General features: G+C 35.4%; 15 protein-coding genes. 14 read left to right on the forward strand and 1 reads right to left on the reverse strand.

Annotated elements, in window-relative coordinates; translation table 11 throughout:
- Nucleotides 1–95 precede the first annotated feature (95 nt).
- From FTU01_RS14890 to FTU01_RS14900, 3 genes are read left to right on the forward strand one after another with little or no spacing between them, the layout of a single operon-like run.
- Nucleotides 96–941, forward strand: coding sequence for a hypothetical protein (locus tag FTU01_RS14890; RefSeq protein ID WP_180139855.1), 846 nt, complete (start codon nt 96–98; stop codon nt 939–941).
- Nucleotides 941–2,887, forward strand: a complete 1,947-nt coding sequence (locus FTU01_RS14895; protein ID WP_180139857.1) for a hypothetical protein — start codon at nt 941–943, stop codon at nt 2,885–2,887. Before FTU01_RS14890 ends, FTU01_RS14895 begins: the two co-directional genes overlap by 1 nt.
- Entirely contained in the window at nt 2,880–3,296 is a 417-nt protein-coding gene (locus tag FTU01_RS14900) for a hypothetical protein (protein WP_180139860.1), read from the forward strand. The genes FTU01_RS14895 and FTU01_RS14900 overlap by 8 nt, the downstream gene beginning before the upstream one ends.
- Nucleotide 3,297: 1 nt before the next feature.
- Here the strand turns inward: FTU01_RS14900 and FTU01_RS14905 are convergent, their stop codons facing one another.
- The gene (locus FTU01_RS14905; protein WP_180139863.1) at nt 3,298–3,528 is read right to left on the reverse strand and encodes a helix-turn-helix domain-containing protein; all 231 of its coding nucleotides are present in this window, start codon (nt 3,526–3,528) and stop codon (nt 3,298–3,300) included.
- A gap of 125 nt (nt 3,529–3,653) precedes the next feature.
- On the opposite strand from FTU01_RS14905, the gene FTU01_RS14910 reads away from it, so the two are divergent.
- The 11 genes from FTU01_RS14910 to FTU01_RS14960 all read left to right on the forward strand — a co-directional run.
- Nucleotides 3,654–4,115 (forward strand): hypothetical protein, encoded by a 462-nt coding sequence (locus tag FTU01_RS14910; protein ID WP_257233767.1) that lies wholly within the window; start codon nt 3,654–3,656, stop codon nt 4,113–4,115.
- A gap of 81 nt (nt 4,116–4,196) precedes the next feature.
- Nucleotides 4,197–4,379 (forward strand): hypothetical protein, encoded by a 183-nt coding sequence (locus tag FTU01_RS14915; RefSeq protein WP_180139865.1) that lies wholly within the window; start codon nt 4,197–4,199, stop codon nt 4,377–4,379.
- Nucleotides 4,380–4,486: 107 nt separating this feature from the next.
- A complete protein-coding gene (locus FTU01_RS14920; protein ID WP_180139868.1) occupies nt 4,487–5,968 on the forward strand; it encodes a class I SAM-dependent DNA methyltransferase in 1,482 nt (493 codons plus the stop codon).
- Nucleotides 5,965–7,149 (forward strand): restriction endonuclease subunit S, encoded by a 1,185-nt coding sequence (locus FTU01_RS14925; protein WP_180139871.1) that lies wholly within the window; start codon nt 5,965–5,967, stop codon nt 7,147–7,149. The genes FTU01_RS14920 and FTU01_RS14925 overlap by 4 nt, the downstream gene beginning before the upstream one ends.
- 14 nt (nt 7,150–7,163) lie before the next feature.
- Nucleotides 7,164–7,913 carry a DUF4850 domain-containing protein gene (locus tag FTU01_RS14930; RefSeq protein WP_179988797.1) on the forward strand — a complete coding sequence of 250 codons (750 nt, stop codon included), beginning with the start codon at nt 7,164–7,166 and terminating at the stop codon, nt 7,911–7,913.
- A gap of 56 nt (nt 7,914–7,969) precedes the next feature.
- Nucleotides 7,970–11,410: a DEAD/DEAH box helicase family protein gene (locus tag FTU01_RS14935; RefSeq protein WP_180139874.1), complete on the forward strand. Its 3,441-nt coding sequence runs from the start codon at nt 7,970–7,972 to the stop codon at nt 11,408–11,410.
- 11 nt (nt 11,411–11,421) lie between these two features.
- Nucleotides 11,422–12,474: a restriction endonuclease gene (locus FTU01_RS14940; protein WP_180139878.1), complete on the forward strand. Its 1,053-nt coding sequence runs from the start codon at nt 11,422–11,424 to the stop codon at nt 12,472–12,474.
- A 33-nt stretch (nt 12,475–12,507) separates the two neighbouring features.
- Entirely contained in the window at nt 12,508–13,545 is a 1,038-nt protein-coding gene (locus tag FTU01_RS14945) for a hypothetical protein (RefSeq protein WP_180139881.1), read from the forward strand.
- Nucleotides 13,546–14,008: 463 nt separating this feature from the next.
- The gene (locus FTU01_RS14950) at nt 14,009–14,437 is read left to right on the forward strand and encodes a transposase (RefSeq protein ID WP_180139884.1); all 429 of its coding nucleotides are present in this window, start codon (nt 14,009–14,011) and stop codon (nt 14,435–14,437) included.
- Complete coding sequence (gene tnpB, locus FTU01_RS14955; RefSeq protein WP_180139887.1) at nt 14,434–14,769, forward strand: IS66 family insertion sequence element accessory protein TnpB; 336 nt, start codon at nt 14,434–14,436, stop codon at nt 14,767–14,769. The genes FTU01_RS14950 and tnpB overlap by 4 nt, the downstream gene beginning before the upstream one ends.
- Nucleotides 14,770–14,843: 74 nt before the next feature.
- Nucleotides 14,844–15,435, forward strand: a 592-nt coding sequence (locus FTU01_RS14960; protein WP_180139890.1) for an IS66 family transposase zinc-finger binding domain-containing protein, incomplete at its 3' end; no start/stop codon positions are given.

Consider the following 15,435-nt stretch of genomic DNA (forward strand, 5'->3'; position numbering starts at 1 on the left):
GACTCAAGCATTAATGCAGTACGATCTTCAAAGTTAAGATGATGGTATGACAATTTTATATACTCCATAAACCCTTTAAATTAATTAGGTGGTTTATGTCGCACTTCAAGTTTTACTCTGCCAAGTTTCAACAATACTTTAAATTATATTTACAGTTTATTGATTTTTTAAAACGAGAGTTAAATCAATACTTTGATGAAACTACATTAAATAAACTTTTTTTTGTAATAGTACAAACAGATGAAATTAGAGTTCGTCCATTTGATGAAGTTTATATTTATGGATATTATAAAATATTAAGCAGACTTTATGGAACTAGAAAGGTTGTAAATACTGAATTAAGAAACAATGTAGGAAATTTCTTTTCAGCCAACACAAATGATTCCAGCTTAGTAGCCACAAAACTTGGAAATTCAAAACCAATTGCTATTAAAAATTATATTGATGTTTCATTTGCAGTAATGGCAGAAGAAGTTAGTAATTTTTTAAATAAAGTTCAAGAAAAATCAATACATAAAGGAAGAATATATGCGGAGAATATTGCTGTAAATATTAATGAAAAAGAAATTTCTAAAAATGCAGTCGGATATTGTAAAAATATTAAACCTACTTTAAAAAATGGTTTTAATTCCGATTCTATTCAGCCTAATTGTGCTAATACGGAAAGCTGCCTTTTCTGTGATAATTATACAATTTTTACAAATGAAAGCGATTTAAGAAGATTGCTTTCTTTTAAAATGATTGTTTCTCAGTTAAATGAAACTAAAGATGAAGTTATTCAAATTAAATATAGGATTGATGAAATAATTAATTTAATAGTTTCAAAGTATCCAGAAACTGAAGTAATAGTTAGTAAGTTAATTAATGAAACAGAGGAAGGTATTTTAGATGAATTTTGGGATAACCATCTTAATATGCTAGTTGATTTAGGAGTTTTGTAATGTTAAAGCAACCTGAGGTAACTAATAAGCTTATAGAAGTTGAGTATGCTGTAACGTATCCCCTTAATACTACAACTATCTCGTATGATTCCAACGGAAATGTTAAATCGAGATTTTCTGACATGGTTTGGGACTTTTCAAGTCAGATTTCTCAAATAAATAGACGTAAAACTGTTAACTTTAATTTTATTAAGAATAATGATAAGGAACTTCAGGATAAATTGGTTTTTGAGGCTAAACTTATCTCTTATGGATTATTATATGCTTATACTGGTTCAGGTGCTAATAAAATAAATCAGCTTGTCGATGATTATGGCAGAATTAGATTTGTTATAGAGGTTGCAAGTAGTATTAATACTACTTTATCTACTATTTCTTTCAATAATGAGTTATTTAAAAAAATTATTGATGGAGTGGCTGAAAAGAGTAGACAGCAAATTAAATTAATGCTTTCATTTTTTAAGAAGATATCTTCATTTTATAATATATATATAAATCATAATTTTACTCTTAGTGCTAATCAATTTAATCAATTAAATAATTTATTGAATTCAAGACCAGTAGAAGTTAGTAATCAGCATTTAGTAATACCTACAAGAATATACTCGCACATATATAATCAGTCTGAAATTATATTAGATGAATATTTATTATATTGTAAAGAGATTGAAGATTTTGCTAAGAAAAGGTCAAAAAGTGTTGAAGAAGTTAATGGGAGAATTTATTATCGTTCCCAGAACATTAAGTACAATCATAAAAATGAAGTTAAAAAATTTGAACTATTGGCTAATAAATATAATATTTTAACAAAGATTGATGTGCTTCATTATTTGAATCTTATATCAGATATAGCTTTATCTAGGATATTGATGTTTACTGGGATGCGTGCCGGTGAAATTTTAAATGCTCCTGAAAATTGTCTTATTGAATTGAATCAAAATAACAGAGATATTTATATTCTCAACAGCTATACAAATAAAGAAACTAATAATGGACCAATGAAAGCTACGTGGATAACGAGCTGTGCTGTCAAAAAGGCTATAGATGTTCTCAAAAGTATCAATAAAATTACGGGTTATGATTCTGCTTTTAAAAGGGTTAATGGCTCCGAATTTCCGTTATTTTTAGGTAGAGGTGATAAGTTAAATTCAGCTTTATATAATTTTCCTCTTAAAGCAAGAGTGAGATTGGATGAAGCATTTGAATATTTTAATTTTGATTTTATTGTTAATGAAAATGATCTTGACGAGTTGAAACTAACAGCTACTGAAAGTGAACTTGAATATTATAATGTTCAGTTGGGTTGTAACTTTCCTATTAATAACCATCAGTTTAGGAGGACTTTGACTGTATATGCAGCTAGAAGTACTCTTGTACAAACACCAGCATTAAAGGCTCAACTTAAACATTTGACGTCTGATATGACATATTATTATGGTAATCAAAGTGAATTCGCTCCTAACTTTATTGCAGAAGATACTTTAGTTCAAGCATATCAAAATGAAATTCATAAATACAATAATGAATGTTTCTTGGAAGATGTAATTAATGCTACTGAACCTTTATTTGGAGCAAGTGGTATTCGTCTACAAAATTTAAAAAACGATCCTATAGTTCCGATATTTCTTACAGACAGTAAATCGGCTCTAAAAGATATTAAAAATGGAAAATTATTCTATAAAAGAACGGCTATAGGAGGATGTAATAGAAATGGTATTTGTGACAAAATATCTCCTTTATCTATAACAGCTTGTATCAGTTGCAAAGATGCGATTTTTTCTGAAAAATCAGTTAAAGCTCTTACTACTGCCAAAGAAAATTTTTATAAACAGATTAAATTATTTGATGAAGATAGTCATTTTGCACTTCAATTACGTTCTGAAATTGAATCAATTGATAAAATTTTAGAAAAGAGAAATATTTTTTGTGAGGCTAATAATGCGTAAACGTAAAGATTTCGTTCAAGATTACCGAGATGCTTTAGCTCGCCTTATTAGGAACGAAGGTACTGTTGTTACTGGTAATTATAAAATTAATTTTGATACTGTAGCTTTAGAGGCTAAACGTAAACGTGGTGCAATTAAAGGCAACACGGAAGAAATTCTAGCTTTGAAACACGATATTCTTGAAGCTGAGCGGAAAAGAAATAAACAAAGTTCAACTTCAGGTGTGGATACTCGACAGCTCATACATGCAAAAAATCTGAAATATAAAGAATTAATGATTGAGAATGAAAAACTTAATGCAGAAATTGAATCTTTAAGTAGACAATTGGCCTCAGTCATCTATCAATTAGCTTTAACTAAAAAAGAAATTGTTGAAAATAAAGGCATTATTGAATTTGTGAAAAAATAACTTATTTAAAAATTTCTTTTAAAAAGTTTTCAATTGGCACATCTAAAGCTTTTAACCAATCATATAATTCTAAGATATCAATCCTTCTATCATAGTTTTCAACTTTAGCAATGTAGGATTGATTTTTTTCTAAAGACGTAGCTAATTCTACCTGAGTAATTTTTCTTAACTCACGTATAGCAATCAGTTTTTGTATCAGTTTTCTATACCGAGGATCGTGTATTGAGCTCATAGCTCAAGATGTTGTACTATTACCACAAATATCCCAAAATAGGATATTTGTGGTAATTCATGGTGATGCGGTAAATTTGTATGATGTGTATAAATCAGAGTCTTAAGGGGTATTTGGTTAAATTCTTGGCAACAATAGCTTTTAAAGCAAAAGAATTTAAAGATATCAGAAAGATGTTTATTGAAGCCTATCCAGAATTTAAGGCTAAAAAATTCTATCAAAAAATTTATCAAATTGTTAGGGAACTACAAGAATGTGGTTTTATAGCAGTTGATACTTCGACATGTACTTATAAATATACATCATTGTATAGACACTCTGATTTGATTGATTATTTAGCCAATAAAACTGCTCTATCTTCAATTCATGAGCAACTATATGAAAATTACACTCGACTTGGGGAAGAGGTGGATAATGTAAAACTAGAGATAGAGATATTAGCTAAATATATGCACCTATATCCAATCATAGTTGATAAAATCTCTGGTTGTGTATTTGATGCACAAATGTATTTGAAGAGTCTTCAGTCAGAAATTAGGGTATTAGAAAGACTTATAGCTTGTATTTCAAAAATTGAGGAATCGTAAAATTTAATTTTTTGTGTTTGATTATCACCTATATATTTTCGAAATTGATTTGATATCTAGTGAAGATGTAAAGATTTTAATATGACAAAAGATATTGATTTAGACGACAAACGAAGAAATGAATTAAGTAAGCAAATGGTTGAAGATCTTAGGGTAATTGCAGAGTTGGAGCAAAAACCAATTAGGTATTTTAAAGCGAATGGAAATGGAGTTTTTTGTGAGGTACAAGTAGACTATACGGATCATAAGCGTTCTACAAAATAATTATTGTTAATGTCACGCCAAGTTCTGTCGTATCCTCTTCTATTCTCATAGATTTCCCTTTGTAAATCATACACAATACTCTCAAAGAAAATTTGAGAGTTATCTACGTGATTACAGGCGAAATTAAAAGCAAAATTGACCAGATTTGGAATGCATTTTGGAGTGGTGGTATTTCCAATCCTTTAGAAGTCATGGAGCAAATGACTTATTTGCTTTTTATTCGCCGACTTGATGAAATTCAGATTGCAAAAGAAAAGAAAGCCAATCGTTTAAAGAAAGCTGTAGAACATCCAATTTTTACGCCTGAACAAGACCACTTACGTTGGTCGAAATTCATCACTTTAGGCGATGCTGCAACACTATATAATACCGTTGCCAATGAAGTCTTTCCTTTCATTAAAAACTTAGGTGCAGAAGACGAAACCACCTACAGCCATCACATGAAGGACGCACGTTTTACCATTCCTACGCCTGCGCTACTCACCAAAGTGGTGGATTTGGTTGCCGATGTACCCATGGATGATAAAGACACCAAAGGCGATATTTACGAATACATGCTCGGTAAAATTGCTTCGGCAGGTCAAAACGGTCAGTTCCGTACCCCTCGCCATATCATCAAGATGATTGTGGAGCTAATGCAACCTAAACCAACGGATACCATTTGTGATCCTGCTTGTGGTACAGCAGGCTTTTTAGTCGCAGCAAGTGAATACTTAAACGATCATTACTCTACTGAAATTTTTGCCAATCCTGAAGCAGCAAAACGTTTTAGTGAAGATACTTTCTTTGGTTATGACTTTGACAGCACCATGCTTCGTATTGGTTCGATGAACATGATGCTACACGGTGTTGAAAACCCAAGTATTGAAAACCGTGATTCTTTAAGTGAAGCGCATTCGCATATTGCTGAAAAATACAGTTTAATTTTAGCCAATCCGCCATTTGCAGGCAGTTTGGATAACGAAAGCTGTGCCAAGAACATTCAAGCCGTTGTTAAAACCAAAAAGACTGAATTGCTGTTTTTAGCCTTGTTCTTACGGTTGTTAAAAACAGGTGGTCGTGCTGCGGTGATTGTGCCTGATGGCGTGTTATTTGGTTCATCGAAAGCACATAAAGATTTGCGTCAAAAGATTGTCGAAGAGCAAAAGCTTGAAGCGATTATTTCGATGCCGTCAGGTGTGTTTAAGCCGTATGCTGGGGTTTCAACTGCCATTATGATTTTCACTAAAACCATGTCGGGCGGTACGGATAAAGTTTGGTTTTATGATATGCAGGCAGATGGTTATTCGCTGGATGATAAACGTAATGAACTAGATGCGTCTAAGCATGAAAATAACAACATTCCTGACATTATTGCTCGTTTTAAAAACTTAGAAGCGGAAAGCACTCGTAAAGCCACAGAGCAAAGCTTTATGGTAGATAAAGCCGATATTGCTGCCAATGGATATGATCTGTCGATTAACCGTTATAAGGAAGTAGTGTATGCGCAAGTGGAATATGAAGCACCTAGTAAAATTTTGGCGGATTTAGAAGTGCTTGAACAGGATATTTTAAAAGGAATGGCTACGCTTAAGGAGTTGTTGAAATGACAATGGTTACTCTTTCTGATGTTACAAAGATCGTAACCAAAGGCACAACACCAACAACTCTAGGAATGGCATTTCAAGAAAATGGAATCCCATTTATTCGAGTGAATAATATTCACGACAAGTTATTAAATTTCAAAGATGATGTTTTATATATTGATGAACAAACCCATGAGAAATTAAGCCGTTCAGTAATTAAGCCTAAAGATGTATTAATTTCGATAGCTGGTTCGATTGGACGCTCTTGTGTTGTACCTGATGATGCCCCTGATCTAAATTGTAATCAAGCTGTTTGCATTATTCGATGTGATTTTGAAAAAATCTTACCCGAATATCTAAGCTATTGGCTTGGTGGTGAAATTGCAAGAAGTCAGATTACTAACTCAAAAGTAACAGGTGTTATTCAAAATTTAAGTTTAACTCAGGTTAAAGCTTTGAAAGTTGATTTACCACCACTTGCAGAACAACGCCGAATTGCCTCTATTTTAGATCAAGCGGATGAGTTACGCCAAAAACGTCAGCAAGCGATTGAAAAGTTAGATCAGCTTTTACAAGCCGCCTTTATTGATATGTTTGGCGATCCTGTGAGTAATCCTAAAGGGTGGGAAAAAGTTAAATTTGAAGATGAAGTTGAATTTTTAACAGGTTTTGCATTTAAAAGTGCTGATTTTAAGGATTCAGGAATCAAGTTATGTAGAGGTATTAATATTTTACCAAATACATTAGATTGGAATGATACTGCTTACTGGAATGAGAAAGAACTTGAAAAATATTCAAGATTTAAAATTCTTCAAAATGATATTTTAGTAGCTATGGATCGTCCATGGATCTCAACTGGATTTAAAATAACTTTAGTTAAAGAAAATGACCCTAATATGCTTTTAGTTCAACGTGTTGCTAGGTTAAGAGTTAAAGAAAGTTTCGGAGCAAATTTTCTTTTTCAAATACTTTCTATGCCTGAATTTAAAAAACATTGTCGAATTACTGAAACTACAGTCCCACATATATCTCCAACGGATTTTAAGTCATTTGATTTAATTAAACCTGCTAATCATATGATCGAAAAATTTGAGAAAATTGCCAATTTAATTAACATTCAAAAAGATAAAATGCGTGATTCTGAAGTGCAGAATGACAATCTTTTTGCATCATTACAAAACCAAGCATTTAGCGGTACTTTATAAATACAAGGATAGTTATGAAATTTAAATTAATCGTAGCCGTTGGCTTAAGTTTTTTTTCAACTGCTAGTTTTGCTGAAAAATATACATTTTCTCCTGTAAGAATAGATATCAGCGTAAATGAACAAAGAAAAATGCATCCTATAACCGCTATAGGTACAGCAATATTTAAAAATGGTGTGCAAGTCCCTGCATATTCGATCAGCGTCCCTAAGGGTATGGATGAAACTGATGCACCACATAGACCTACAGCAAGTTGTAATAAGTCAAAGTGCTATTTCGCAATGGATTTACCCAAAAAACTTGCTGCCAGCATGAGGGTATATAACATTGCTGAAACAGAAGAATGGATCTTAGCACCTGCTGAATGGACACGATTGGAAGGTGCTATTGGTGTAAATGGCAACACCGTTTTAGCACTTGCATCAACAGATCAAAAGTCAAACCTAAGTTTATATGCTGTCCCTGCTTGTGTCGGTTGTGGACTTGATGCCGCAACACCATTTTTCCCAGAAGCTGCAAGGCAAAATCATCAACTATATGGTACTAAGTTTAGTGGGACAACACCACCTGTACACATAGTAAGAGCGAATCAACAAACTGTTTATTATCAGTATCAATTAAAAGGACAATATCAAACCAATGGGGTCGCAAAATTTCGACCAAATGAAGACAATATTTATGATGAACTTAGTGTTACAGTTGCATCAGATAAAATGGAATACGCTCGAATAATGTTAAACTTTTTTTCTTTAACACATAAGTAAATTACTTAATATCAAGAATCTATAAAATTTAATTTAATATTTAAGGGAATATATACATGAGTAACTTCTCGTTTTTAGAACCTGAATTTAAAAGCTTGGCAGCCACCGCAAAAGAAGCCGAAAAGCTCACGTATATATCCCCACAATTTGCCCTTGCCGCAGCTCGTACATCACTTGAAAATCTTGTGCTATGGCTGTATCAATACGATAAGAAACTGACTCAACCTTATGATGCTTCATTGCATAACTTACTCAACGACCTCAAATTTAAAGACTTAATTCCACCCTACATTTGGGACAAAATGGACAATATCCGCATGGTCGGCAACAGTGCCGTACATGGGAAAAAGTTCAAACAACTCACCACCGAAGAAACTGTAAAACACATCAGCCATTTATTCCTGATGTATGTCTGGTTTGAACGTAACTACGGTTCACCGTCAAAAGACCGTTCTCAGTCGATTATATTTAATCCAAAACTGATTCCAAATGCTGACAATACTCAGCAAATCACCGCCAACAAAGAACAACTGCAAAAAGAAACAGAAGCTAAAGAAAAACAATTTGCTGAACAACATAAAGCTTTACGCGAACGTGAACAAAGACTATTTGAACTGTCCGCAAGTTTAGAAGAGCGTGAAAAATTACTTGCAAATATAGATGCTGAACTTGCACAAAAACGTGCAGACGTTGAACAAGCCAAAATTGCCAACAGCAAAATTGAAGACCATACCGACTATAAAGAAGACGAAACTCGAAAACTTAAAATTGATCTCATGCTTGAAGAAGCAGGCTGGGAAATAGGTACATCGGTTCGAGAGGAAGTTGCTGTTACAGGCATGCCGAGCCCCTCGGGTAAAGGTGCAGTGGATTATGTGCTGTATGATGCCAATGGCTTGCCTTTGGCTGTGGTTGAAGCAAAACGCACATCGACTGACCCTGATATTGGACAGCAACAAGCCAAGCTCTATGCAGACTGCCTAGAACAACAAACAGGACAACGCCCTGTCATTTTCTATACCAATGGCTATAAAACCCGAATCTGGAATGATGTGCAAGGTGGCCCACCACGCTTAGTTCACGGCTTTTATACGCAGGCAGAACTCAAACGTCTGATCGAAAGACGTAAGAACAACCCTGATTTGGGCAGCTTCCCGATCAATGCGGACATTGTTGAGCGTTACTACCAAACTCGTGCCATCAAAGCCATGCTTGCAGCCTATCAACGTAAAGAACGTGCAGGCTTACTGATTATGGCAACAGGCACAGGTAAAACCCGTACTGCCATTGCACTGGTCGATGTGCTGATGAAAGCCAATGTGGTACAAAAGGCATTATTCCTTGCAGACCGCACTTCATTGGTCAATCAGGCCCATAACGCCTTTAAAGCCAATTTAAAAGATGCCTCATTCGTCAATTTACTTGAGGATAAAAACCAAGTGGGTCGAGTGTATTTCTCTACCTATCAAACTATGATCGGCTTAATTGACGAAAAAAATGCCGATGGTACAAGACAATTCGGTACAGGCATGTTTGATCTGATTATTATTGATGAAGCACACCGCAGCGTTTATCAAAAATTTGGCGAGATTTTTAAATACTTCGATAGCTTACTGGTCGGTTTAACCGCAACGCCACGAGATGAAGTAGATCGTGATACATACGCACTGTTTGGCTTAGAAAGCGGTGTCCCAACCGATTACTACGACCTTGATCAAGCCATTGCCGATGGTTATCTCGTGCCACCCAAAGCTTATTCTGTTCCGCTTAAATTTATGCGTGAAGGCGTGAAATATGACGAACTCTCAGAAGAGGAAAAACAACACTGGGACAGTCTAAATTGGGGCGATGAAGATGCACCTGAAGAAGTCTCAGCATCCAAGATTAATAAAGAGCTGTTTAATACAGGCACGATTGATTTAATGCTCAAGCACTTGATGGAAAATGGTATTAAAACCGAAGGTGGTGATCGTTTGGGTAAAACCATTATCTTTGCGGTAAACCAAAAACACGCCAATTTCATTGCAGATCGTTTCAATGCCAACTATCCGCAATATGATGGTAAGTTTGCCCGTGTCATTACCCACGCCACCAAGTATCCGCAAAGCCTGATTGATGATTTTAGTAAAAAAGATTTGCCTGAGCCGCAAATTGCGATTTCTGTCGATATGCTCGATACAGGGATTGATGTGCCTGAAGTGGTCAATCTGGTGTTCTTTAAAGCGGTACGCTCTAAAGTGAAATTTATGCAGATGATTGGACGTGGTACACGACTCTGCAAAGAATTGTTTAGCCCTGAAAAAGATAAAAAAGAATTCTTTATTTTCGATTATTGCTCTAACTTTGAATACTTCAATGAAAACCCTGATGGTGCACCTGTATCGACCACAGAGCCACTCGGACAACGTTTGTTTAAAGCACGTTTAAATATCCTGAGTCTGCTCAATGCGAAGGACTATGCCACCGAAGAATTAAAAGCTGTACAGCAAGATATGCGTCAGAGTTTACAGACTGAAGTGAAGTCCATGAACAATGAGAATTTCATCGTAAAGTCTGAGCTTGAGTATGTTGAACACTTCAAAAATGATGATGCTTGGAACAACTTGGATGACCTTGCCATTGGTACGTTACGAGAACACATTTCTAAACTACCGAATCAACTTGAGCCTGAAACATTAGAAGCCAAATTGTTTGATATGCTTTGCTACAACCTTGAGTTGGCAGTATTGGAAAAGAACAATACAGCGATTCAGAGTTATGCCAATAAAGTGATTGAAATCGCTTCAAAGCTAGAAAGCAAAGAAAATATTCCTGTTGTTGCAGAACAGATTGCGCTGATTCAAGACATTCAAACCGTTGAATATTGGAAAGGCATCACCTTGCCAATGCTTGAGGCGATGCGTAAACGTATTCGTGGCTTGGTGAAACTGATTGAAAAATCCACATCGACTATTGTGTATTCCATGCTTGATGATGAAATTGGAGATATGCAAGCGGTTGATATTCCTGTCGTATCAAGTGGTGTCAATCTTGCACAGTACCGTAAGCGTGTAGAAAGTTTCATCAAAGCGAATGAAAATCATATTACGATTGCAAAGTTAAAACGTGGTTTGACTCTTACACCGACTGATTTAAGTGAGTTAGAACGCTTTGTTTTTGAAGCTCAAGAAGTTGAAAGCCGAGATAAATTTGAAGAATGTTTTGGGACTGAAAAATCCTTACCTCTCTTCATTCGTTCTCTGGTCGGATTAGAGCGTCAGGCGGTACAAGAAGCCTTTTCTAAGTATTTGCAAGGCTCAACGTATAACGAGAAACAAATACGTTTTGTGGAAATGCTAATTGATCATTTAACTCAAAATGGCGTGCTAGAAGCAGCGCAGTTATATGAACCACCGTTTAATCAGATCCACTATGAAGGGATTGATGGTGTGTTTGGTGATGCAGAGGCTGACAACATATTTGGTGTTGTTGAAGCGTTTAATGAAGCGGTGGCATAAGGAGAAATGATATGGCTGTGTGGTTGGTAAGAGCAGGCTCACAAGGCGAGTATGAAGAAAAGTTTCTAAGCACATCTAAAGCTTATGTTACTTGGGATAATTTAGACTTAGATTTAAAAAAAATTATCAATCGTGATGATTTAATCTCGGAATTATCAGAAATAGACCCTGATGCAAAACCGCGAAAATTATCAAATCATGCTAGCCAAATTTGGCCATTTGTTCATACGATGAAAGTTGGTGATCGGATTGTTCTACCCTCCAAACTCCAACCCGTTATTTATATAGGTTCTATTAATTCTGACTATTCCTATGACCCTAAGGCTATTGATCCTTTTAAACATTCTCGTTCAGTGAAGTGGTTGGCTACAGGTATTCCAAGATCTCATTTTTCACAGGATATTCTTTATAGCTTTGGGGCTTTTATGACTATTTGTCGTATACAGAGAAATAATGCTGAAGAACGTTTATTTAGAATGGAAAAAAACTCATGGAAACCAGAAAATTTGCATCAGATCATTAAAATCGAAGGGGTTGAAAAAGACATCGAACTTGAAGATGCTTCGGATGAATCTAGTTCAGTTGATTTGGAATTTATAGGACAAGATCAGATTCGAAAAGTGATTGAATCAAAATTTAAAGGTCATAGATTGACGCTATTAGTTAAAGCTGTATTAGAAGCGCAAGGATATACTTGTTGGCAAAGTCCAGAAGGTGCAGATGGTGGTGTAGACATTTTAGCTGGTGATGGTCCTATGGGTTTTGGGCAACAGCAAATTTGTGTAGAAGTGAAATCTGGAGATGTACAAGTAGATCGACCAACTGTAGATAAGTTAATTGGTGCGATGACAAAATTTAATACGAAGCAGGGTTTATTTGTTGCTTGGGGGGGCTTTAAATCGAATGTGCAGAAAGAATTAGCTTCTAGCTTCTTTAGAGTTAGACTTTGGACACAGAATGATTTGTTAAACCAAATTTTTCTTAATTATGAAAAATTGAATGATGACATAAAAGCTGAATTACCATTAAAGCGGATTTGGATAATCTCAAATGCTGAAGGATAAAGTTAATAGAGCCTAATAAAAAATAGGGAAGTTATGAAATATATCGATAAAAATAAAGATTTAAAGGGCTATACACTCAATCATGAGAGTATAGTCTTAAAGCTGGATAACAAAGCAAAAGAATTGCTAGGATATTTTTTTGATGCTTTAAATTATATATATTCCGAAATTACGAAAAATAATAATATTCAAAATATTAATTTTTTCTTACTAAGTTTAAAGCCAAAAATCGATAGCATTATAGGAGGAAAAAATAAACCTGTAGTTTATCATTTGCTTAATATTGCTATAGCACAATGGTTTGAAGAAGATATAGGAACTGCCTACTTAAAAATTGATAAACCATGCAAAATTTTAAAAAACAATAAGATATCCTTACCTTTCCCACATTGTTCAAATGTAGAGTTTATTAGTCCCAATCTTTATAAAAAACATATAGATTCTTGTTATGAACCACATATTAAAATATTGAAAGTAAAAAACATTTTCATAGCTCAGATTGCCTTTTATACAGCGCCATTACGTAAAAAAAAGGTTTATGTTGTAAGTAATAAAGAAACTATCCAAGTTGCGGGAAATTATGAACGTATTAAGTATTTAAAGCAGAAAAATACCCTAAGCATGGACTTGCAGCATCAGGAGGAGGATCGACAAAAAGAAGATTATAAGAATTATTTAGTAAGATTTAAGCAAGAATCTAGTAGGCATAAACCCAAAATTAATCGCCTAAATGAACAACACATTGATCAAAATTTATCTAACTGCACTAAACAACAAGATGTAATTGAGAAATATAAAGACAGTAGTGAATCCAAAAATCATTCAGCATGGAAAAAATATCTTAACCGCTCTAAGAATACAAATAAGATTGATGTGGATACAGCCTCAGAAATCTTAGAGGCATTTAAAGAAGTTTATGCTAGGAGGTCTGAAAGTAATCGAAAATATTTACAAGAATATTATAAGAATGGAAGTTTTGGAAAGTTCGGTTTGCCGCAGGCTAAATGGAGACATGGCACATATGGAATAAATTCAAAAGAACCAGATTTTTTTAGTAAGATAAAAGATTAGACTCCCATTTAATGTTGAAGAGGGCAATTTCATATTCTGAAAATCTGATTATAAAATGAGGTAATAAATAACTCGAATCCTGCTTAAGCAGATGATTCCATAATTTGAATTGTTGGCTTATTCCGATGGGTTAATTAATATGCACATAACGAAGCATAAATTCCGTTAAGAAATATATAAGTACCACTTTAAAGTTGTCATTTTTGATCGTAATTTAATCTCAGTATTATGAAGAAAAATTCATACCGATTACAGTTTAAGTAGAATAAGAAACAGTGTTTGATGCTATGTACTACCAAGTTTCTATTAAGATAAGAGTGATATTGAACTCGTAACTTTTTCTATAAATTATCGCTTTACTCATATGGAATGAAATTTAAGGGTAAGCGTCCGCTGAGCCCCACTTTTTCTAACTCATTAATACCGCGATAGTGTCCACTAAAATTTAAGTGGACACCTATTTATGGATTTAAAGACAGTTATAGACACTGCACCAACGCTAAAAAAGCCCCGTCGAACCTTCACGGCTGAATTTAAACATCAACTTATTCAGCAATGCCAGCAGCCAGATACATCGGTGGCTAAGGTCGCAATGCAACATCAGATCAATGCCAATCTGTTGCATAAATGGATTCGTCAGTCTAGATCAATGGTTCCATCATTAACAATCTCATCCATTCCACAGACCGACTTCCTTCCCGTCATTATTCACCCGACGCCAGTCAAACAAGAAGCACCTCCGCCACCTGTGTCAGAGAAGAAAGCTACTGCTCATATCAGGATTCCATTACATGATGAACAAGGTTCCGTAAGGGATCAGATGATCGAAATCGAATGGCCGGTGGAGTCTGCAACTGAATTACTGCTTTTACTTCAGGGCTTGATCAAATGATCTGTATCGATGAAATCTGGTTGTCTACCCAGCCCATGGACATGCGTGCGGGTATGGATACGGCCATGGCGCAGATTATGAAAGCCTTTGGCTCAATCAAACCGCATTGCGCCTACCTGTTCTGTAATAAACGTGGCCATCGTATGAAAGTGCTGGTACATGATGGACTGGGCATCTGGCTGTGTGCCAGGCGGCTGGAACAGGGAAAATTCCACTGGGCTAAAGTTCACCAGGGTGAAAATGTAGCTCTCAGTCCAGAACAGTTACAGGCATTAATTCAGGGTTTGCCCTGGCAGCGCATTGGACGACAGCAAGTGGTAACAATGCTCTAAACTAGGCTGTTCCATTCTGCTATTCTCCAAACGTTCTATTTCCTCTGCGTCATGACCTCAGGCATACTGCGGTCATGAAAATGCTGCCTGATTTAAGCCAACTGACCCATGAACAACTGCTGGAATTCACCAGACAGTTGGCGATGCAGCATCAGTCTCTAGCACAATCAAACCAGCAATTAGATGCCAGAGTTCAACATCTTGAAGTCACCAATCAGCAATTAGATTCTAAAGTTCAACATCTTTCTATTCTCAATCAAAAATACGAGCATGAACTCGCACTATTTAAACAGCACAAATTCGGCAGTAAAAACGAACATCTCACTGCAAAACAAATCCATCTATGGGATGAAGCGGTTGAAGAAGATATTGCCGCGGTTGATCTAGAACTGGAACGGCTAAATGCAGATAAAACCAATGCAGCGACACACAAAGCCAAAACCAATAAACCTAAACGTCGACCACTGCCAGATCATCTACACACCATCCGTATTGAGCATGAACCTGCATCAACCCAATGTGCTTGTGGCTGCCAACTCCGTCGTATCGGTGAAGATGTCAGTGAAAAACTGCATTTCAGACCGGCACAGTTCTATAAGGAACAGCATGTGCGTGGTAAATGGGTCTGTGATCAGTGTGACACTCTGACTCAGCAAGCGATGCCCG

Source organism: Acinetobacter sp. YH12043, assembly GCF_013419915.1.
Taxonomy (GTDB): Bacteria; Pseudomonadota; Gammaproteobacteria; order Pseudomonadales; family Moraxellaceae; genus Acinetobacter.

Excerpts from the sequence above, each read along its gene's own strand:
- FTU01_RS14890 (WP_180139855.1), top strand. The coding sequence starts at position 96 with ATGTCGCACTTCAAGTTTTACTCTGCCAAGTTTCAACAATACTTTAAA.
- FTU01_RS14895 (WP_180139857.1), top strand. The coding sequence starts at position 941 with ATGTTAAAGCAACCTGAGGTAACTAATAAGCTTATAGAAGTTGAGTAT.
- FTU01_RS14900 (WP_180139860.1), top strand. The coding sequence starts at position 2,880 with ATGCGTAAACGTAAAGATTTCGTTCAAGATTACCGAGATGCTTTAGCT.
- FTU01_RS14905 (WP_180139863.1), bottom strand. The coding sequence starts at position 3,528 with ATGAGCTCAATACACGATCCTCGGTATAGAAAACTGATACAAAAACTG.
- FTU01_RS14915 (WP_180139865.1), top strand. The coding sequence starts at position 4,197 with ATGACAAAAGATATTGATTTAGACGACAAACGAAGAAATGAATTAAGT.
- FTU01_RS14925 (WP_180139871.1), top strand. The coding sequence starts at position 5,965 with ATGACAATGGTTACTCTTTCTGATGTTACAAAGATCGTAACCAAAGGC.
- FTU01_RS14930 (WP_179988797.1), top strand. The coding sequence starts at position 7,164 with ATGAAATTTAAATTAATCGTAGCCGTTGGCTTAAGTTTTTTTTCAACT.
- FTU01_RS14935 (WP_180139874.1), top strand. The coding sequence starts at position 7,970 with ATGAGTAACTTCTCGTTTTTAGAACCTGAATTTAAAAGCTTGGCAGCC.
- FTU01_RS14940 (WP_180139878.1), top strand. The coding sequence starts at position 11,422 with ATGGCTGTGTGGTTGGTAAGAGCAGGCTCACAAGGCGAGTATGAAGAA.
- FTU01_RS14945 (WP_180139881.1), top strand. The coding sequence starts at position 12,508 with ATGAAATATATCGATAAAAATAAAGATTTAAAGGGCTATACACTCAAT.
- FTU01_RS14950 (WP_180139884.1), top strand. The coding sequence starts at position 14,009 with ATGGATTTAAAGACAGTTATAGACACTGCACCAACGCTAAAAAAGCCC.
- tnpB (WP_180139887.1), top strand. The coding sequence starts at position 14,434 with ATGATCTGTATCGATGAAATCTGGTTGTCTACCCAGCCCATGGACATG.